The following is a 20,059-nucleotide window of genomic DNA, read 5'->3' on the forward strand; positions in this document are numbered from 1 at the left end:
AATGCGCGGAAAGGGAAGAGGCAGCGCTTCTATGCGAGAAACCCCGTCAAGACAACGTTGCGTAGCGTTTGAGCATTTTGATGCGTTTATTTCGGGCCGATCCGGCCGCACCCCATCATACGAGAAATCCGTCTGCGCTGACGAGCTTCGTCGACGAGGTGTACGCAACGCTCTCCGGGCTGTTCGCCTATGCCGCCGTGCTCGCGCTGTTCGTCGTCCTCGGCGTCTATCTATGGCGGCAGCTGCCGGACGCAACGGCGATGCCGGTACCCGCCGCCGCGGGCTGGAGCCTGGCCGGCCGCCAAGCTCCGGCCTTCGCCATCAGCAGGCTAGATCAGCGAGATAAAACAGAGGCTTACGAAGTCCTCCGGCATCCCGGGGGCGGCCACAAGGACATCTTCCGCTGGGCCGATGCCAATGGCGCGCCGGCCGCTGAGCTGGAAATCTACCGCCCCGGCAGCGAGGCCGCGGGACCTGCGGTCGCCGAGATCGCCGGGCGGCTCGACCCCGGCGGCGTCCGCGAGCTCGAGGCCGCCGGTATCGTCGACAGCAAGTTCGGCAGCGTCACCCTGCTGCGCCCCGCGCGGCAGGACGGCAGCCACACCTGCCTCGGCTTCCTCAAGCAGGCCGACGCACCCGATCTGCGCATCTCCGGCTGGACCTGCCTAGGCGCGAGCCTGCCGGCCCAGCGCGCCGCGATCGTCTGCATGCTGAACCGTCTGACCCTGCTGGCCGCCGGCAATGACCCGAGGCTCGTCGCGCTGTTCGCGCATGCCGAGCTCAAGCGCACCGACTGCGTTACCTCCGGTCAGCCCGCTTTGTCGGCCGACTGGGTGATGGGCAGCGAGAACCCGCTCCTGCGCGGCGCGCTTTGATGGCGAGACCGTGGCAAGGCACTGGTTTTCATGAAACTTTTGCGCCTGGACACTAATTATCTCTGATGGTGTGGCGCAATTGACCTAGTGACGGCCCACCCACCATGGCTACAATGTGTTCCGAGTGATTTTGGCGGACGCGCCAGCCCCGACGGGGCCGTAATGACGAGGATGCGATGACCTTGAAATTCCCTGCCGCGAACAAGCTCGTGGTGTTGCTTGCAGCGGCTGCCGTCACCGCAACCGCATTCGGCATGACCGCGGCGAGCGCGCAGAGCCAGACCCCGAGCAAGCGCAAGCAGCAGGAGCAGTATGACCGCGACGGCCGCCGTTATTACGGTGCGCAGGGTCCGAACCGGGTCTATCAGCAGGGCCCGCGTACCCGCGTCTACGTCACCACGCGCTCGTGGCTCGATGCCGGCACCGAAGTGCTGCCGGGCGACCGCAAGTTCAACGACTACGCCTATCCGCCCGACGTGGGCTATCCCTCGTTCGGACGCGAGAACAACAACCGCCCGATCGACCGCCAGCCGCTCAGCCCGCCGTCCGACCTCGGTGGCTATCCGCGGACCTTCCCGCTGTACTGAGAATTCCGGCAACCAGCCGATACGAAAATGCCCGGCTCTCGCCGGGCATTTTTTTGGTTTCGTCATTCCGGGGCTCGCGAAGCGAGAACCCGGAAGCTCAAGATTTCCCGATGCGCAATTGCGCATCGGAGGTTCGACGCTCCGCATCGCCCCGGAATGACTCCGAACTCTTACGCGTGCAGCTTCTGCAATTCCTTCAGGATTGCTTCGCCCATCTGGCTCGTGCTGGCAGGCGTGGTGCCTTCCGACTTGATGTCGGCGGTGCGCAGGCCGCTGGCGAGCACGGCTGCGACCGCGGCATCGACCTTGTCGGCGAGATCGCCCATGTCGAAGGAATAGCGCAGCGCCATGCCGAACGACGAGATCATCGCGATCGGGTTGGCGAGGCCCTTGCCCGCGATATCGGGCGCCGAGCCGTGCACCGGCTCGAACAGCGAGCGCCGCTTCTTCGTCTTGGAATCGACTTCGCCGAGCGAGGCCGACGGCAGCATGCCGAGCGAGCCGGTCAGCATCGCCGCGATGTCGGACAGCATGTCGCCGAACAGATTGTCGGTGACGATGACGTCGAACTGCTTCGGCGCCTTGACCAGGTTCATGCCGCCGGAATCGGCGAGCTGATGCTCCAGCGTGACGTCCTTGTATTCGCGCGCATGAACCTGGGTCATGACCTCGTTCCAGAGCACGCCCGACTTCATGACGTTGCGCTTCTCCATCGACGTCACCTTGTTGCGGCGCTTGCGCGCCAGGTCGAAGGCGACGCGGCCGATGCGCTCGATCTCGTAGGTGTCGTAGACCTGGGTGTCGACCGCGCGCTTCTGGCCGTTGCCGAGATCGGTGATGGTTTTCGGCTCGCCGAAATAGACGCCGCCGGTGAGCTCGCGGACGATCATGATGTCGAGCCCCTCGACGACGTCGCGCTTCAGGCTCGAAGCCTCCGCCAGCGCCGGGTAGCACACCGCCGGACGCAGGTTGGCGAACAGGCCGAGATCCTTGCGCAGCCGCAGCAGGCCGGCCTCGGGCCGGACCTCATAGGGCACGCTGTCCCACTTCGGACCGCCGACCGCGCCGAAGATCACGGCATCGGCCGCGGTCGCCTTGGCCATGTCGCCTTCGGAGATCGACACCTTGTGGGCGTCATAGGCGGAGCCGCCGACCAGGCCCTGCTCGGTCTCGAACTTGGCGATGCCCTGCGCATTGAGCCAGTCGATCACGCGTTGCACCTCGGCCATCACTTCGGGGCCGATGCCGTCGCCGGGGAGAAGCAGCAGTTTATGGGTCGCCATGGTCGTTACCTCACTCAATCGGGCATGCCCGTCATCGTCAGGCGCGAGTGCTAAAACGCCCCGGGCGGATTGGCAAGGCACCCCGAGCAGGGCCAAAATGGCCCTTGAGCGAGCCCGCCGCGCCCCAAGAAGCTAACAAGAAGCCAACAAGACGGACCTCATGACCGCAGCCATCGTCTACGCCTTCGCCTCGGCGATTTTCCTCGGCGCCGGGGTGGTGCTGGCGCAGCTGGGCTTGCGCACCGTCGAGCCGCTGTCGGGCGCAGCGATCAGCGTGCCGTCCTTCACTTTGCTGTTCCTGTTGCTGTCGCCGCTGATCCTGCATGGCGAGCCGGTGGTCTGGCGCGCGCTGCCGATCTTCATGGCGATCGGGCTGTTCTTCCCGGCTTCGCTGACGCTCTTGACCTTCGCCTCGAACCGGGCGCTCGGGCCGGTCATCACCTCGACGCTGGGCAATCTGGCGCCGCTGTTCGCGGTCACCGCCGCCGTGGTGCTGCTGCACGAGCCGTTGCTGCCGCAGCAGCTGATCGGCCTCGTGGTCGCGGTGGCGGGCGCTGCCGTGATCACCGTGACCCGGCCGCGCGATCTCGGCCATTGGCGCAGCTGGGCGCTGTTGCTGCCGCTCGCGAGCGCACTGGTGCGCGGCATCGTGCCGCCGATTGCCAAGCTCGGGCTGGCGATCTGGCCGAGCCCGCTATGGGCCTGCCTGGTCGGCTATGTCATGTCCTCGCTGGTGGTGCTGACCGTGCAGCGGATCCGCAAGGGCAGCTTCATGGTGCAGGCGCCGCGCGAGGGCCGGCTCTGGTTCGCACTGACCGGGATCAGCAACGGGCTCAGCGCGCTCAGCCTGTTCGCCGCAGTCCGCAACGGCCCGATCACGCTGGTGGCACCGCTCGCCGCGATCTACCCGCTGGTCACCGTGGCGCTGAGCGCGGTCATGCTCAAGCATGTCGAGATATCAGCGCGGATCGTCGCCGGAACCCTGCTGACCGTTGCCGGCGTCGCGCTGGTCCTGATCGCCTGATTGCCCGATACGCAAGACAGTGTTGCGGCCTCTGGTGCTGGGCAGGATCGCCGCGGCCTGCCACAGTGGCGGTATTGCCGGAGTGAATTGTGAGAGCCCCCGCCCCATCCTATCCGCATCCCGCGCGGCTGATCCTGATTTTGTCGCTTGCACCGACGGTCGGTCTCGGGATCGGCCGTTTCGCCTATTCCCTGGTGCTGCCCGACATGCGCGATGCGCTGGCGTGGTCGTATTCGGCCGCCGGCTTCATGAATACGATCAATGCCGCGGGCTATCTGGTCGGCGCTCTGTTCGCCTCCCGCCTGATCCAGCGCTTCGGGCTCGCCACGTCGGTGCGCTGGTCGACGCTGGCCTGTGTGCTGTCGCTGGCGCTTTGCGCCCTCTCGGGCAATTTCGCGGTGCTGAGCTTTGCCCGCCTCCTGGTCGGCTTCGCCGCCGCGATCGGCTTCGTCGGCGGCGGCGCGCTTGCGGCAACGATCGCGCAGTCGCGGCCGGAACGCGCCAACTTCCTGCTCAGCCTGTTCTATGCCGGGCCGGGCATCGGCATATTGGCATCCGGCCTGATCGCACCCTTCGTGCTGCAGGGTTTTGGCGCCGGCTCGTGGTGGATCGTGTGGTGGGCGATGACCCTGCTCTCGGTCATCATGACGGTGCCGCTGCTGCTGGCGCCATTCCACGCCAGCGCTGCCGCAGGCGGCATCGTGCGGACCAAATTCGCCGTCAGGCCGGTCCTGATCTACCTCGCCGCCTACTTCCTGTTCGGCGCCGGCTACATCGCCTACATGACATTTATGATCGCCTATGTCCGCGACGGCGGCGGCGGCGCGGTGGCGCAGAGTGCGTTCTGGAGCCTGATCGGCGTCAGCGCGTTCGTCACGCCATGGGTGTGGCGGCGGGTGCTGGCGCTCGACCGCGGCGGGCTCGCCACAACGATCATCCTCGGCGTCAACGCGCTCGGCGCGGCTCTGCCGATCTTCGGCCATTCGCCGCTGCTGCTCGGGATCTCGGCACTGGTGTTCGGCGTCGCATTCTTCGCCGTGGTCGGCTCAACCACCGCCTTCGTGCGCTACAATTACCCGCCGGAAGCCTGGCCGACCGCGATCGCGGCGATGACCATTGCCTTCGGCGTCGGCCAAACGCTCGGACCGATCGTGGTCGGCGCGATCACGGATGCGGTCGGCAGCCTGTCATTTGCGTTGAACGTCTCAGCCGCGATGCTCGCGCTGGGGGCGCTGCTGTCGGCGTTTCAGAGGAAGGTCGGGCCGTAAGGCAATCTGTCGTTCCGGGATGGTCCGAAGGACCAGACCCGGAATCTCGAGATTCCGGGTTCGATGCTAACGCATCGCCCCGGAATGACGCTACGCGTCAGCTTCCGCTGAATGAATTATATCCCTGGTCTTCCCAGTAGCCGCCCTTGTAGTCGTTAGTGACTTCCATCGAGAGCACGTATTTCGGGTTCTTGAAGCCGAGTTTTGTGGGCACCCGGATCTTCATCGGAAAACCGTAGGCGCGTGGCAGGATCTGGTCGGCGAACTTGAACGTCATCTGGGTCTGCGGATGCAGCGCCGAGCGCATGTCCAAAGGTGAGTTGTAGCCGTCCTTGTCGGCGCACTGGAACCAGACATATTTGGCGCGCGTGTCGGCGCCGACGAGCTTGAGGAAATCGCGCAACGGCGTGCCGGTCCAGCTGCCAATCGCGCTCCAGCCCTCGACGCAGATATGGCGCGTCACCTGCTTGACCTGCGGCAGCTTGTACAATTCGTCGAGCGTCCACGACTTCTTGTTGTCGACCAGCCCGCGCACCTCGAGCTTCCAGTCCGCGCCCGCGATCTCGGGCGCATCGTCGAGATCGTAATAGGCGTTGAACGGAAACGGCTTGGTGATCATACTCTCCGGGAAGGTCGGCGCCAGCGCGTCCGGATTGAACATCCAGGCCTGCACCGCGTCGTTGAACTTGGAAACCTTCTTCAGCAATTCCTCCGCCGACGACGAATCGACCACGTCGCAGCCGGTCAGCAGCGTCAGCGCACCGAGGCTGGTGCCCGCCGTGATGAAGCGGCGGCGGGTCAGCTCCGGCATCGTCTTCACCGCATCGCGCACGAGCAGCTTCTTGTCGACACCGGGGATCAGGAGTTTTCTGAGACGACCCATAATACCCTCCCTCAACGCCCGATGAGCATCGCGCGCAGGCTCTTCGGCACCAGCAGCGCGAGCGCGACATGGATCACCAGGAAGGCGACGATCAGCGCCATGCAGGTGAAGTGAACGTAACGGGCGATGTCGTAGCCGCCGAACAGCGACACCAGCCAATGCAGCTGCACCGGCTTCCACAGCGACAGGCCTGAAAGCACGATGACGACGCCGACGGTGATGATGCCGGCATAGAGCAGCTTCTGCACCGAATTGTACTTGCTGAGATCGTCATGCGACAGCTTGAAGGTCAGCGCCGCCTTGGTGTCGGCAATCACGCCGCTAGGTGTGATCGGCAACAGCTTCTTGCGGAAGCGGCCGGTAGCGAAACCCAGCGCCAGATAGACCAGGCCGTTGACCATCAAAAGCCACATCGCGGCGAAGTGCCAGAGCAGCGCACCGCCGAGCCAGCCGCCGAGCGTGATGCTCCGGGAGAAGGTGAAACCGAACAGCGGCGAGGCGTTGTAGATCTGCCAGCCGGACATGATCATCAGGATCATCGCGAAGGCGTTGACCCAGTGCACGATCCGCACCCAGACCGGCTGGATCGCCTTCGCGGGTGTTGCGGTCTCTGCCTGGTGGTCGCTGACGGCAAGGCTCGTCATGGAAGTTCTCTGCTCGTGGTCGTTACCGGCTTATACGCCGGGAACCGGCGTTCCGTTACGGGGTGGCGCATCATCAGTTTGATATAGGCCACCTCATGTGGTCACAAAAATGCGAGCCGGGGCGAAGCTCCGGCTCGCTATTTCGTCGGACCGGTCAGGGACTAAACCGGGCGGCCGGGTGTTACGACGCCGGCATCAGCACGGTGTCGACCACATGGATGACGCCGTTCGACTGGTTGACGTTGGAGATCGTCACCATCGAGGTGCCGCCCTTGGCATCGACGATCCAGACCTTGCCGTCCTGCCGCTTCACGGTCAGCTCCTCGCCCTCGGCGGTCTTCAGCATCTTGCCGTCGGTGAGGTCGGAGGCCTCGAGCTTGCCGGGCACCACATGGTAGGTGAGGATCTTGGTCAGCGTCGCCTTGTTCTCGGGCTTCACGAGACTGTCGACGGTTCCGGCCGGCAGCTTGCCGAACGCGGCGTTGGTCGGCGCGAACACCGTGAACGGGCCCTTGCCTTCCAGCGTGCCGACCAGGCCCGCGGCCTTCACCGCCGCGACGAGGGTGGTGTGGTCCTTCGAATTGACGGCGTTCTGGATGATGTTCTTGGACGGGAACATCGCGGCGCCGCCGACCATCACGGTCTTTTCCTCGGCGCGGACCGGCGCGATGACGGTGGCAGTGATCGCGAGCGCGCTGAAGGCTGCGGCAGCGAGATAGGCAATACGCTTCGACATGATTTCGTCTCCCGATGGGTAATCCGGCCGGCGCGTTTCCGCCGGCGATGAAGGGGCAACAACGGCGCGGGTTGGTTGATGAAAGCGCCATCGTTGAGCTGAGCTACGCGAGGTTTTCCGGGCGGTTTCCGGAAATAATTCTTTGTGATTCCTGAAACCGGCGGCGCCGCGCTTCGTACTCGCGCTCATCGCACGATCTGCGCGCCATTCCATTCAGCGGAATGGGCGGGTGCGCTGCCGCGAGCAATTTGCTTGCCGCCCTGGTTCGATTGGTTCAGCCTGAGATTGCGGCGCAGCTTCGCCGCCGGCGGTCGTGGGGATGCCAATCATGAGCAGCATTACGGCGGATGGGCGCGCCGCGCCTATGGTCAACGATGCCGACAGCGACGTCGGCCCGCTCGAACAGAAACATCTGCAATACGCCAACTACCGCGCCGTCGCCGGCAGCGCCGAGCTCACGAAGACCCATTGGCACATCGCCACCGCCAACGCGCTCGGCTGGGGCTTCGACGGCATGGACGGCGTGATCTTCGCGCTGATCTCGCCGATGGTGATCAAGGACTTTGCGCTGACCCTGCCGGAGTATCGCTCCGGCATGCAGATCGCGCTGTTCGTCGGCATCGCCGGGCTCTATTTCTGGCCGTGGCTCGCCGACCGCTACGGCCGCCGCACGCTGCTCGCCGTCAACATCGCGCTGTTCTCGCTGCTGATGCCGGTGGCGGCGCTGTCGCCGACCTTCGCGGTGTTCGTAATCGCGCGCTCGCTGCTGTTCTTCGCGCTCAACGGCGAATGGTCGCTCGGCTCGATGCTGGTGGCGGAGACCTGGCCGGCGCGGTTGCGCGGCCGCGTCATCAGCATCACCCGCTCGGCATGGTGCCTGGGCGCCACGCTCGCCGGCGCGATCACCGGCCTCGTCGCCGCCAATTTCGGCTGGCGCATCGCCGTGATGGTGCCCGGTGCGATCGCGCTGCTCGCGATCTATATCCGCTCCACCTGCCCGGAATCGCCCTATTGGGTACGATCGCAGGACCGCAAGCGGCGCATCTCGGAGACGCTGGCGCGCGGCGGCACGGTCAGCGACGACGACCGCAACTGGTTCACCAAGGCCAAGTCTGTCGGCATCAGCCAGGTGTTCATGCCCGACGTGCTGCCCTCAACCTTGGTCGCGTTGTTCGTCGCCTGTGCCTCGACCTGCATCTACGGCACGGTCGGCGCCTGGATGCCGCTTTATCTGTCGACCGAGAAGCACTGGTCGACCGCCGAATACAGCCTGTTCTACGTGTTCTACGGCCTGTGCGGGTTCGTTGGCCTGTGCGTCGTCGGCTGGCTGATCGACAAGATCGGCCGCCGCCGCACCTTCATAATCACCCTGATCGAGGGCACGATCTTCATGACGCTCTGGGTCTATTCCGAAGACCGCGTCCTGCTGTGGACGTTCGGGCTTCTCTGGTGTCTCGGCTTCCTCGGCTTCTGGGGCCCGAGCACGACACTGACCGCGGAAATCTTCCCGACCCGGATTCGGGGCGCTGCCAACGGCGTGGTCTGGGCGATCGCCTATTTCGTCGGCTTCGTGCTGTTCCCCTTCGTCTCGATCGCGCTCCAGCAGCACACCGGCTCGTTCGCGCTGGCGTTCCTCTGCATCCCCGTGCTGATGATCGCGATGGCGATCGGGGTGTTCCTGTTCGTGCCGGAGCATACCGGCAAGGAGCTGAACGAGATCAGCGAGTGAGCTTGTAGGGTGGGTTAGCGAAGCGTAACCCACCTCTTCTCCCGCCGCGGAGCAAATGGTGGGTTGCGCCTTCGGCTAACCCACCCTACGCGTCGGCTTTCTCTAATCCCTGTTCGCGGGCGTCTGGATGAATCCTCGATTATGCGTCGGGCTGATCAGGATCTCGTTCATGCAGACCCGCGCCGGCATGCTGGCGACGAAGGCGATGGTGCGGCCGCAATCCTCGGGCTGCAGCATCTTGGCCTGCTCGGCTTCGCTCGGCACCACCGGCCGCTGCTTCAGGATCGGGGTCGCGACCTCGCCCGGCGACAGGCAGCAGGCGCGCAGGCCGTTGACGCATTCATCCATGTTGAAGGAATGGGTCAACGCCAGCACCGCATGCTTGGTCGTGGTGTAGGCCGGGCCCGGCATCTTCGAGACGTGACGGCCGGCCCAGGAGGCGACGTTGATGATGCAGCCATCCTGCTGCTTGCGCATCGTCGGCAGCACCGCGCGCATGCAGTAGAGCACGCCGTTGAGGTTGACCTCGACCAGCTTGTCCCAGCCTTCCAGTTCCATGTCGGCCCAGCTGCGCTTCGGCACATTGATGCCGGCGCTGTTGACCAGGAGGTCGATGCGGCCGTGCTTGGCGACGATCGTCTCGGCCGCCTTGTTGACGTCGGCCTTGTTGCTGACGTCGAGCGGGATCGCCTCGGCCTTGCCGCCCTTTTTCGTAATGTTGGCCACCACGCGGTCCAGCTCTTCCTTGCGGCGGCCGGAAATCACCACCGTCCAGCCGTCCGCAGCCAGGAATTCCGCCCCGGATTCACCGATTCCCGTTCCACCGCCGGTGACCCAGGCCACGCGTTTCCCATTATTTATCATGCAAACCGTCTCCGTTGCTTTCCGAAGGGCGTTTTTGCTAATCCAGCCAGACCTTTCCGGCTCTTTTTCGCCCTTCGGGGGATGTTGCATGAACACGACCACCAACGCCAACCTGTTTTCCCGGCTGTTCGACGGCCTCGACGATCCCAACCGGCTCGCGATCGAGCAGCTCGACGGCAGCCGCATCTCCTACGGCGATTTGATCGCGCGCGCAGGGCAGATGGCGAATGTGCTGGTTGAGCGCGGCGTCAGGCCGGGCGACCGGGTCGCGGCACAGACCGAGAAGTCGGTCTCGGCGCTGGTGCTCTATCTCGCCACGGTGCGCGCCGGCGGCGTCTATCTGCCGCTCAACACCGCCTATACGCTGAACGAGCTCGAATACTTCATTACTGACGCCGAGCCGTCGCTGGTGGTCTGCGATCCCGCCAAGCTCGACGGCATCAAGGCGATCGCCGCCAAGGTCGAGACGCTCGATGCAAGCGGCAAGGGCTCGCTGACCGAAGCTGCCGACAAGGCGGCGAAGGAATTCGCCACCGTGCCGCGGGCAAACAACGATCTCGCCGCGATCCTCTACACCTCTGGCACCACCGGCCGCTCCAAGGGCGCGATGCTGTCGCACGACAATCTCGCCTCGAACTCGTATTCGCTGGTCGACTACTGGCGCTTCACCGACAAGGACGTGCTGATCCACGCGCTGCCGATCTATCACACCCACGGCCTGTTCGTGGCGAGCAACGTGACGCTGTTTGCGCGCGCCTCGATGATCTTCCTGCCGAAGTTCGATCCGGACGCGATCCTCAAGCTGATGGCCCGCGCCACCGTGATGATGGGCGTGCCGACCTTCTACACCCGCCTGTTGCAGAACCCCGGCCTGAACAAGGATGCTACCAAACATATGCGGCTGTTCATCTCGGGCTCCGCGCCGCTGCTCGCCGACACCCACCGCGAGTGGTCGGCGCGCACCGGACACGCCGTGCTCGAGCGCTACGGCATGACTGAAACCAACATGAATACCTCGAACCCCTATGACGGCGACCGCGTGCCCGGCGCGGTCGGCTTCGCGCTGCCAGGCGTCACGGTGCGGGTCACCGATCCCGAAACCGGCAAGGAGCTGGCGCGGGAGACGATCGGCATGATCGAGGTCAAGGGCCCGAACGTGTTCCAGGGCTACTGGCGGATGCCGGAGAAGACCAAGTCCGAATTCCGCGGCGACGGCTTCTTCATCACCGGCGACCTCGGCAAGATCGACGACAAGGGCTACGTCCACATCCTCGGCCGCGGCAAGGATCTCGTGATCTCCGGCGGCTTCAACGTCTATCCAAAGGAGATCGAGAGCGAGATCGACGCCATGCCCGGCGTGATCGAGTCGGCCGTGATCGGCGTGCCGCATGCCGATTTTGGCGAAGGCGTCACCGCCGTGCTGGTCTGCAGCAAGGGCGCCGATGTCAGCGAGGCCTCGGTGCTGAAGGCGCTCGACGGACGGCTCGCCAAATTCAAGATGCCCAAGCGAGTGTTCGTCGTCGACGAATTGCCGCGCAATGCGATGGGCAAGGTGCAGAAGAACATTCTGCGGGATACGTATAAGGATATCTACGCGAAGTAGCTCAGCTTCGTAGCCCGGATGGAGCGAAGCGAAATCCGGGACCAGCCTATCCTGCAAAGAACCCCCGGATTCCGCTTCGCTCCATCCGGGCTACGCATTAATGCCCGCCGACGAGGCTGATCACAAACCGCCCACCGACGATGAAGAGATAAGCCCCGAACGCCACCTCGAGCGCCCGCTTCGACAGCGCGTGCGCGACCTTGACGCCGAGCGGCGCGGTGACGAGCGTAGTCGGCATCACCAAGAGCGCACCAATCAGCGAGACGTAGCCGAGCGCGAACGGCAGCTGCAATGCGGCGACGTCCGGAAAGCGCGCGGCGGCGGGCCAGCCGGCATAGACGTAACCCAGCGCGCCGGGGATCGAGATCAGCACGGCGAGCGCGGACGAGGTCGCGACTGCCTGATGGATCGGCCGGCCGTAGAAGGTCATCAGCAAATTGGCGAACAGGCCGCCACCGATGCCCATCAGCGTCGACAGCAGGCCGACGAAGAAACCATAGACGCGCATCAGAAAACCCTTCGGCACGTCGTCGCCGAACTTCCAGGTCTCGCGCGCCAATAGCAGCCGCGCCGCCGCCGACCAGGCCACCATCACGAACACGATCTTGAACAGCCGCTCCGGCGCGAACCGCGCGGTGACGCTGCCGGCGGCGACGCCGATCATGATCGGCAGCCACCAGCGCTTCAGGATCTCCATGTCGACGGCGCCGCGCCGATAATGGGCGCGGAACGAGCTCAGCGAGGTCGGGATGATGATCGCAAGCGAGGTGCCGATGCAGAGCGGCATCCGCACCTCGAGCGGGACGCCGGCGAGACGGAAGCACTCGTAGAACACCGGCACCAGGATCGCGCCGCCGCCGATCCCGAACAGGCCGGCGAGAAAGCCGGACAGCGCACCGACCGCGACCAGCAGCAGCGCAAGCTCGAGCAATTCCTTGGGGTCGAGGCCGGCCATCATGTCCTTCGCGCAGTGTTCGGCGGGCGGTCGCAGCACATGCATGGCTTTGCCCACGCCCTGGCGCCGTCTTCAGTTGGTGTGCGGAGAGCAATAGCCCCTTTTGGGATTCGGGAGTATCTATGCTCTTAAGCAGGCTCTGTTGCGAAATGCGGAAGGATCGAGCTTGGACCAGCTTGCGGCGATGGCAGCGTTTGTCCGCGCGGTCGAGACCGGCAGCCTGTCGGCGGCGGCGCGGTCGCTGCCGAGCTCGCTGACCTCGGTCAGCCGTCAGATCAGCGCGCTCGAACAGCATTTCGGCACCCGCCTGCTGCTGCGCACCACGCGCCAGCTCGCGCCGACCGACGACGGCCGGATTCTCTACGAGCGCGCGAAATCGATTCTTGGCGAGGTGAAGGAGATCGAGGCGGCATTGGCGCGGGACCCGCATCAGCCGTCGGGCCGGATTCGGCTGAGTTCACCGAGCCTGGTCGGGCGGCTGGTGATCGCGCCGATGCTGGTCGAGTTTCTGCGCCGCTATCCGGCAATCTCCGTCGACCTGCTGTTGATCGACCGCACGGTCGACATGGTCGAGGAGGATATCCATCTCGCTGTCCGCATCGGCCGCTTGCGCGACTCGCAGCTCGTCACGCGCAAGCTCACCGACCTGCAGATGATCGTGTGCGCGGCGCCGGACTATCTGGCGCGGCGCGGCGAACCGCAGACGCCGCACGATCTTGCTGATCATGACTGCCTGGTGTTTTCCGATTCGCCCGGCAGTGCCGCGTGGCGTTTTGCCGACGGCTCGAAGACGGGTCGCAAATTCCGCATATCCGGTCGGCTCTGGATGAATAGCCTCGACGCACTGGTTGCTGCGGCGCGGGATGGTGCGGGCATCGTCCGCGTGCCGTCCTGGCAGGTGCAGTCCGATCTCGCGAGCGGCCGGCTGCGACGGCTACTGTTGGATCATGAGCCGGCCCCGACGCCGCTGCATCTCATGCTTCAGCCGTCGCGTCTCGCATCGCCTAAGATCAGGGCATTTGTCGATTATCTGGTGGAACAGTGGGGCAAGATCGACGCCTTTCGGGCCCCGTCAGCGGTGAGTTGATCGTGGCAGCAGCCATCGAGAATTTTGATTCACTTCTTGGTTCACTCGACCTTGCATCTGGTATACCACGCTGCGGATCAACCAGAATTCGGCAAAGCTAGTAATGAACTTCGGTTCGACCGAAGGCTATTTGGCCGTTGCGCGGGCTGATCCTAGTCCGTAAATAGAACTCCTCTACCGCGTTCCCCGATGGGCCGGGCGCGGTCCCTCACATCATAAAGCCCGCCGATGACCGCCAGGATCGAACGACCGCTTTCACCCCATTTGCAGACTTATCGGTGGACGCTGACGATGGCGCTGTCCATCGTCCACCGCGCCACGGGTTTGGCCCTCTATTTCGGCACCCTGCTGCTGGCCTGGTGGCTGATCGCCGCCGCCTCCGGCCCCACCGCCTACGCCAACGTGCAGGCCTTCACCGGCAGCGCGATCGGCAAGCTGATCGTGTTCGGCTACACATGGGCGCTGATGCACCATCTGTGCAGCGGCATCCGGCATTTCGTCTGGGACCTCGGCTACGGCTTCAAGGCCAATGAGCGCGAAGCCCTGACCTGGGGCGCACTGGTCGCCGGCATCGCGCTGACCGTGCTGATCTGGATCATTGCCTACGCTGTTGGAGGTGGACGATGAGCGGCCCCTCCTCGATGCGCACGCCGCTGGCGCGCGTCCGCAATCTCGGCGCCTCGCATTCCGGGACCTCCGATTTCTGGCGCCAGCGCCTCACCGCGGTCGCGATGACGCTGCTGATCGTCCCGGTGGTCGTCGTGGTGATCATGCTGATCGGCCGCAACCATGCCGGCGCAGCGCAAATCCTCGGCTCGATCCCGATCGCCATCATCCTGCTACTCTTCATCATCGCCAGCACCTGGCACATGAAGATCGGCATGCAGGTCGTGATCGAAGACTACATCCACAATGAGAAGTTGAAGATCGCCAGCGTGATGGCCAACAACTTCTTCTGCGTCGCGGTCGCATTGGCCTCGATCTACGCAATCCTCAAATTGTCGTCGGGAGTTTGACCCATGGCCGGTGAAGGAAACGGCAAGGCCACCAATGGCGGCCCGGCCACGAACGGCAAGGCCTACCCGATCCAGGACCACACCTACGACGTCGTCGTGGTCGGCGCCGGCGGCGCGGGCCTGCGCGCCGTGGTCGGCTGCTCGGAAGCGGGGCTGCGCACCGCCTGCATCACCAAGGTGTTCCCGACCCGCTCGCACACGGTTGCTGCGCAGGGCGGCATCTCGGCTTCGCTCGGCAACATGCATCAAGACGACTGGCGCTGGCACATGTACGACACCGTGAAGGGGTCGGACTGGCTCGGCGACCAGGACGCGATCGAATACATGGTGCGCAACGCGCCCGACGCGGTCTACGAGCTCGAACATTGGGGCGTGCCGTTCTCGCGTACCGAAGACGGCAAGATTTATCAGCGCCCGTTCGGCGGCATGACCATGGACTACGGCAAGGGCCAGGCGCAGCGCACCTGCGCCGCCGCCGACCGCACCGGTCACGCCATGCTGCACACGATGTATGGCCAGTCGCTGCGCCACTCGGCCGAGTTCTTCATCGAATTCTTCGCCATCGACCTGATCATGGACGACCAGGGCGTCTGCCGCGGTGTGATCGCGCTCAAGCTCGATGACGGCACGCTGCATCGCTTCCGCGCCCAGACCACGATCCTGGCGACCGGCGGCTATGGCCGCGCCTACGCCTCCTGCACCTCGGCGCACACCTGCACCGGCGACGGCGGCGGCATGGTGCTGCGTGCCGGCCTGCCGCTGCAGGACATGGAGTTCGTCCAGTTCCATCCGACCGGCATCTACGGCTCGGGCTGTCTCGTCACGGAGGGTGCCCGCGGCGAGGGCGGCTACCTCGTCAACTCCGAGGGCGAGCGCTTCATGGAGCGCTACGCGCCGTCGGCCAAGGACCTCGCCTCGCGCGACGTCGTCTCGCGCGCGATGACGATCGAGATCCGGGAAGGCCGCGGCGTCGGCAAGAAGAAGGATCACATCTTCCTGCACCTCGATCATCTCGATCCGAAGGTGCTGCACGAGCGGCTGCCGGGCATCTCCGAATCGGCGAAGATCTTCGCCAATGTCGACGTCACCCGCGAGCCGATCCCGATCGTGCCGACCGTGCACTACAACATGGGCGGCATCGCCACCAACTATCACGCCGAGGTGCTGACCAAGCGCAACGGCGACGACAATTCGGTGGTGCCGGGCCTGATGGCGATCGGCGAAGCGGCCTGCGTCTCGGTGCATGGCGCCAACCGCCTCGGCTCCAACTCGCTGATCGACCTCGTGGTGTTCGGCCGCGCCGCCGCGCTACGGCTGGCCGACAAGCTGACCGCGAACGCCAAGCAGCCGGAGCTGCCGAAGGATTCGGCCGACCTCGCGCTCGGCCGGCTTGATCACTTCCGTCACGCCTCCGGCGGCACGCCGACCGCGAAGCTGCGCGACAGCATGCAGCATGTGATGCAGAACAATTGCGCGGTGTTCCGCACCGGCGACGTGCTGCAGGAAGGCCAGAACCTGATCCACAAGGTCTATGGCGGCGTCGGCGACATCTCGGTCTCGGACCGCTCGCTGGTGTGGAATTCCGACCTGGTCGAGACGCTGGAATTCGACAATCTGATCGTGCAAGCGGTCGTGACGATGGATTCGGCGGCGAACCGCACCGAGAGCCGCGGCGCGCATGCCCGCGAGGACTTCCCGGACCGCAACGACAAGGACTGGATGAAACACACGCTGACCTGGATCGATCCGGCCGGCAAGACCGCGATCGAGTACCGTCCGGTGCACAGCTACACGATGACCAATGACGTGCAGTACATCCCGCCGAAGGCGCGGGTCTACTGAGAACGAAGGCGAGCAAGCATGGTTGAATTCGCACTTCCGAAGAATTCGAAGATTTCCGGCGGCAAGACCTGGCCGAAGCCGGCCGGCGCTACCGAGACCCGCGAATTCCGGGTGTATCGCTGGAACCCGGACGACGGCAAGAATCCGAGTGTCGACACCTACTATGTCGACACCCATGATTGCGGTCCGATGGTGCTCGACGGCCTGATCTGGATCAAGAACCACGTCGACCCGACGCTGACCTTCCGCCGCTCCTGCCGCGAAGGCGTCTGCGGCTCCTGCGCGATGAACATCGACGGCCAGAACACGCTGGCCTGCACCAAGTCGATGCACGACGTCGGCGCGGGCGGCGCGGTGAAGGTCAATCCGCTGCCGCACCAGCCGGTCGTGAAGGACCTGGTCCCCGACCTCACCAATTTCTACGCCCAGTATGCCTCGATCGAGCCGTGGCTGAAGACCACGACGCCGACGCCGCAGAAGGAGTGGAGGCAGAGCCACGAGGACCGCGAGAAGCTCGACGGTCTCTACGAGTGCATCCTGTGCGCCTGCTGCTCGACCTCGTGCCCGAGCTACTGGTGGAACAGCGAACGCTTCCTCGGCCCGGCCGCGCTGCTGCAGGCAACGCGCTGGGTCACCGATTCCCGCGACGAGGCGACCGGCGAGCGGCTCGACAATCTCGAGGATCCGTTCCGCCTCTATCGCTGCCACACCATCATGAACTGCGCCAAGGCCTGCCCGAAGGGACTCAATCCCTCCGAAGCGATCGCCGAGCTCAAGTTCAAGATGGTGGAACGCCAGATCTGATCCGACGCGGCCGCGGCTGGCGCTGATGGTATCAGCGGCCAGCCACCGCGGGCCGGATTAAAATATCCGAGCCGACCACATCGACCCCCGGCTTGCGGAGGTCGAGCACGACGTCGACGATGCTGTGGTCCTCCGGATCCATCGTGACGGTGAAGCCGAGATCGCGGCACATCCCGATCATCGTGGTGTTCTCGGTCAGCACCTGGCCGGACAGGCGCTTCAGTCCCTCCGACTGCGCATAGTGGATCAGGAGCTGCATCAGCGCCCAGCCGAGGCCTTTGCCCTTGAGATCGGACTGCAGCAGAATCGCGTATTCGGCGTTCTCGTACAGCGAGTCCGAATGCAGCCGGACTGCGCCCATCATTTCGCCGGTGGTTGGATCGAGCGCCACGAACGCCATCGCGCGCGCATAGTCGAGCTGGGTGAGGCGTGCGATGAACGCGTGCGAGAACTCCTTCATCGCGTGGAAGAAGCGCAGCCTGAGATCTTCCGCGGTGACGCGCGTGAAGAACTCGCTGACCATCGGCTCGTCCTCCGGCCGCATGGGGCGCACCGTGACGTGCGAGCCGTCGCGCAGCGCCAGCTCGCCCTCCCATTGCGACGGATAAGGCCTGACCGCGAGCCGGGTCTGACCGGCAAACAGCCGCGTGGGCTTGCGGATCGCGACCCGCGCATCGAGCGCGAGCACGCCGCTCTCGTCCGCCAGCATCGGATTGATGTCGAGCCCGGCGACCTCGGGAATGTCGGCTGCCATCTGCGCGAGCTTGACGAGGGTGAGCGGCACCAATTCGGCCGGGACGGCCGGCACATCGCCATAGCCGCCGAGCAGCCGCGAGACGCGGGTGCGTCCGACCAGCTCATGGGCGAGATTCATGTCGAGCGGAGGCAGCGCCAGCGCCTTGTCGTTGATCACCTCGACTGCCGGACCACCGCGACCGAACACGATCACCGGACCGAAGGTCGGATCGTCGGCGATGCCGAGGATCAGTTCGCGCGCAGCACGCCGCACGATCATCGGCTGGATCGTTACGCCCTGCAGCGTAGCATCCGGCCGCGCGCTTCGCGCCCGCGCCATAACGGTCCTCGCGGCCTCGATGACGCTGTCCTTGGTACGCAGGTCGAGGATGACGCCCCCGACGTCGGACGCGTGCCTGATGTCGCGCGAGAACACCCTGACCACGATGGCGTGGCCCTCGGCGAGGAACGGCGCCGCCTTCGCACCGGCGTCCTCGGCACTGTCGGCGACAAGCGTCGTCACGATCGGAATGCGATAGGCCTCGAACAGGGCGACGATCTCGGCCGGATCGAGCCATGCCCGTCCCTCCGACAGCGCTTTCACGACCACGTGCCGCGCCGCCGCAGTCTCCGGCGTGAACACCGACGCGACGCCGGGCGGGGTCGCGGCGAGCGCCGTGGAGGCCTCGCGATAGCGCACCAGATACATGAAGGCGCGGACCGCGTCGTCCTCAGTCGGGAAGTGCGGAATCCGCGCCGCCTCGAAGATCGCACCGGTGCGCTCGTCGGCGCCGACCCAGGCCGCAAGCACCAGTGCGGCGACCGCGCTCCGTTTTGACCGGCGATCGCGCACGCATTGCGCCACCGCCTCGGCAATTCCCACGGCCGGCGCCACCGCCGTCTCGACATTTGCGACCAGAACGGCGTCGCTGTTCGCGTCGTCGAGCAGCGCGTTGAGCGCCACCACGTAGCGGGCGGCGTCGGCGTCGCCGGCGATGTCGACCGGATTGGCGCATGACCAGCTCGTCGGCAGCATCTTGTCGAGCCGTTCGATCGTCTCGGCCGCAAGCGTCGCGGGAACGCCGCCGAGCTCGGCGAGCCGGTCGGTCGCCAGGATGCCGAGGCCGCCGCCATTGGTCAGGATCGCGAGCCGGTTGCCGCGCGGGACGAAGCCGCGGCCGAGCAGCTCGGCACAATCGAACAGCTGGCGAAGATCGTAGACGCGCAGCATGCCGGCGCGGCGGAACGCGGCGTCATAGACCGCATCGGAGCCGGCCAGCGCGCCGGTATGGGTCGCGGCGGCCTTCGCCCCCTCCGCCATCCGCCCCGATTTGACGATGACGACCGGCTTCATGCGTGCCGCGGCACGCGCCGCCGACATGAACTTGCGCGCATCCTTGACCGCTTCGAGGTAGATCAGGATCGCATTGGTATGATCGTCGAGCGCGAAATAATCGAGAAGGTCGGCGACGTCGACATCGAGCTGGTCGCCGATCGAGGCGATGCCGGAGAAGCCGAGCCGCCGCTCCGCCGCCCACTCGATCATCGCCGACGCGACCGCGCCGGACTGCGAGATCAGGGCGACATGCCCGTCCGACGGCTGATGCGAGGCGAAGCTCGCATTGAGCTTGGCGCGCGGCACCATGACGCCGAGGCAGTTCGGCCCGACCAGGCGCATGCCGTGCCGCCGCGCCGTCTGCTCCACGACCGCCGCGAGCGAGCCCGCGCCATGACCGAGACCAGCCGACAGGATCGCCGCGCCGGCAACGCCGGCGGCGCCTGCTTCCGCCACGATCTCCGGAACCGCAGCCGCCGGTGCGCTGATGACGACGAGGTCCGGCGTGAACGGCAGCGACTTCAGGTCGGGAACGGCCGGCGCGCCATCGACGTCGGCATAGTGCCGGTTGACGACGCCGAGCTTGCCGGCGAAGCCGCTCGTCTTGATATTCCGGAGCACCGCCGCGCCGAGCGACGACGACCGTGGGCTGCCGCCGACCACCGCGATGCTTCGCGGCGAAAATACCCGCTCCAGGCCGAACGTCGACATAGCGTGGTCCCGCAGGAAGCGCGTGATGCGCTTCGAATGAAGTCTACTTCCTCGTTCGACCCATTGTACCCGTTGCG

At 65.4% G+C, this 20,059-nt stretch carries 18 protein-coding genes; 11 read left to right on the top strand and 7 right to left on the bottom strand.

Annotated elements, in window-relative coordinates; genetic code table 11:
- Positions 1-80 precede the first annotated feature (80 nt).
- Entirely contained in the window at positions 81-875 is a 795-nt protein-coding gene (locus QDT69_RS14740) for a hypothetical protein (protein ID WP_279707525.1), read from the top strand.
- A gap of 176 nt (positions 876-1,051) precedes the next feature.
- On the top strand, positions 1,052-1,462 hold the full coding sequence (locus tag QDT69_RS14745; protein ID WP_279707239.1) for a hypothetical protein: 411 nt from the start codon (positions 1,052-1,054) through the stop codon (positions 1,460-1,462).
- Positions 1,463-1,632: 170 nt separating this feature from the next.
- Here the strand turns inward: QDT69_RS14745 and leuB are convergent, their stop codons facing one another.
- The gene (gene leuB / locus QDT69_RS14750) at positions 1,633-2,745 is read right to left on the bottom strand and encodes a 3-isopropylmalate dehydrogenase (protein WP_279707240.1); all 1,113 of its coding nucleotides are present in this window, start codon (positions 2,743-2,745) and stop codon (positions 1,633-1,635) included.
- Positions 2,746-2,905: 160 nt separating this feature from the next.
- On the opposite strand from leuB, the gene QDT69_RS14755 reads away from it, so the two are divergent.
- On the top strand, positions 2,906-3,769 hold the full coding sequence (locus tag QDT69_RS14755) for an EamA family transporter (protein WP_279707242.1): 864 nt from the start codon (positions 2,906-2,908) through the stop codon (positions 3,767-3,769).
- An 89-nt stretch (positions 3,770-3,858) separates the two neighbouring features.
- A complete protein-coding gene (locus QDT69_RS14760) occupies positions 3,859-5,037 on the top strand; it encodes a YbfB/YjiJ family MFS transporter (protein WP_279707244.1) in 1,179 nt (392 codons plus the stop codon).
- Between the two features lie 97 nt (positions 5,038-5,134).
- Here the strand turns inward: QDT69_RS14760 and QDT69_RS14765 are convergent, their stop codons facing one another.
- The 3 genes from QDT69_RS14765 to QDT69_RS14775 form a co-directional block, all read right to left on the bottom strand.
- The gene (locus QDT69_RS14765; protein WP_279707245.1) at positions 5,135-5,920 is read right to left on the bottom strand and encodes a molybdopterin-binding protein; all 786 of its coding nucleotides are present in this window, start codon (positions 5,918-5,920) and stop codon (positions 5,135-5,137) included.
- A gap of 11 nt (positions 5,921-5,931) precedes the next feature.
- A complete protein-coding gene (locus QDT69_RS14770; protein WP_279707246.1) occupies positions 5,932-6,564 on the bottom strand; it encodes a cytochrome b/b6 domain-containing protein in 633 nt (210 codons plus the stop codon).
- A 181-nt stretch (positions 6,565-6,745) separates the two neighbouring features.
- Positions 6,746-7,300, bottom strand: coding sequence for a fasciclin domain-containing protein (locus QDT69_RS14775; RefSeq protein ID WP_146986053.1), 555 nt, complete (start codon positions 7,298-7,300; stop codon positions 6,746-6,748).
- Positions 7,301-7,628: 328 nt separating this feature from the next.
- Here QDT69_RS14775 and QDT69_RS14780 point away from each other — a divergent pair, with 328 nt between their 5' ends.
- Positions 7,629-9,029, top strand: a complete 1,401-nt coding sequence (locus QDT69_RS14780) for an MFS transporter (RefSeq protein ID WP_279707248.1) — start codon at positions 7,629-7,631, stop codon at positions 9,027-9,029.
- Positions 9,030-9,131: 102 nt separating this feature from the next.
- On the opposite strand, the gene QDT69_RS14785 is transcribed toward QDT69_RS14780, so the two are convergent.
- Complete coding sequence (locus QDT69_RS14785; RefSeq protein ID WP_279707250.1) at positions 9,132-9,893, bottom strand: SDR family NAD(P)-dependent oxidoreductase; 762 nt, start codon at positions 9,891-9,893, stop codon at positions 9,132-9,134.
- Positions 9,894-9,981: 88 nt separating this feature from the next.
- On the opposite strand from QDT69_RS14785, the gene QDT69_RS14790 reads away from it, so the two are divergent.
- Entirely contained in the window at positions 9,982-11,496 is a 1,515-nt protein-coding gene (locus QDT69_RS14790; protein WP_279707252.1) for a malonyl-CoA synthase, read from the top strand.
- Positions 11,497-11,593: 97 nt separating this feature from the next.
- Here the strand turns inward: QDT69_RS14790 and QDT69_RS14795 are convergent, their stop codons facing one another.
- Entirely contained in the window at positions 11,594-12,454 is an 861-nt protein-coding gene (locus QDT69_RS14795) for a sulfite exporter TauE/SafE family protein (RefSeq protein WP_279707526.1), read from the bottom strand.
- A gap of 163 nt (positions 12,455-12,617) precedes the next feature.
- Here QDT69_RS14795 and QDT69_RS14800 point away from each other — a divergent pair, with 163 nt between their 5' ends.
- From QDT69_RS14800 to QDT69_RS14820, 5 genes are all read left to right on the top strand, one after another.
- Positions 12,618-13,538: a LysR family transcriptional regulator gene (locus QDT69_RS14800; protein WP_279707253.1), complete on the top strand. Its 921-nt coding sequence runs from the start codon at positions 12,618-12,620 to the stop codon at positions 13,536-13,538.
- Positions 13,539-13,766: 228 nt separating this feature from the next.
- Entirely contained in the window at positions 13,767-14,165 is a 399-nt protein-coding gene (gene sdhC, locus QDT69_RS14805) for a succinate dehydrogenase, cytochrome b556 subunit (protein ID WP_279707254.1), read from the top strand.
- Positions 14,166-14,179: 14 nt separating this feature from the next.
- The gene (gene sdhD / locus QDT69_RS14810; protein WP_279707527.1) at positions 14,180-14,554 is read left to right on the top strand and encodes a succinate dehydrogenase, hydrophobic membrane anchor protein; all 375 of its coding nucleotides are present in this window, start codon (positions 14,180-14,182) and stop codon (positions 14,552-14,554) included.
- Positions 14,555-14,557: 3 nt separating this feature from the next.
- Positions 14,558-16,396 (top strand): succinate dehydrogenase flavoprotein subunit, encoded by a 1,839-nt coding sequence (gene sdhA / locus QDT69_RS14815; RefSeq protein ID WP_146986067.1) that lies wholly within the window; start codon positions 14,558-14,560, stop codon positions 16,394-16,396.
- An 18-nt stretch (positions 16,397-16,414) separates the two neighbouring features.
- Entirely contained in the window at positions 16,415-17,200 is a 786-nt protein-coding gene (locus QDT69_RS14820) for a succinate dehydrogenase iron-sulfur subunit (protein WP_050424944.1), read from the top strand.
- A 31-nt stretch (positions 17,201-17,231) separates the two neighbouring features.
- Here the strand turns inward: QDT69_RS14820 and QDT69_RS14825 are convergent, their stop codons facing one another.
- Positions 17,232-19,982 (bottom strand): bifunctional acetate--CoA ligase family protein/GNAT family N-acetyltransferase, encoded by a 2,751-nt coding sequence (locus QDT69_RS14825; RefSeq protein WP_279707255.1) that lies wholly within the window; start codon positions 19,980-19,982, stop codon positions 17,232-17,234.
- Between the last annotated feature and the right edge of the window lie 77 nt (positions 19,983-20,059).

Source organism: Bradyrhizobium sp. CER78 (assembly GCF_029846235.1).
Classification (GTDB): Bacteria; Pseudomonadota; Alphaproteobacteria; order Rhizobiales; family Xanthobacteraceae; genus Bradyrhizobium.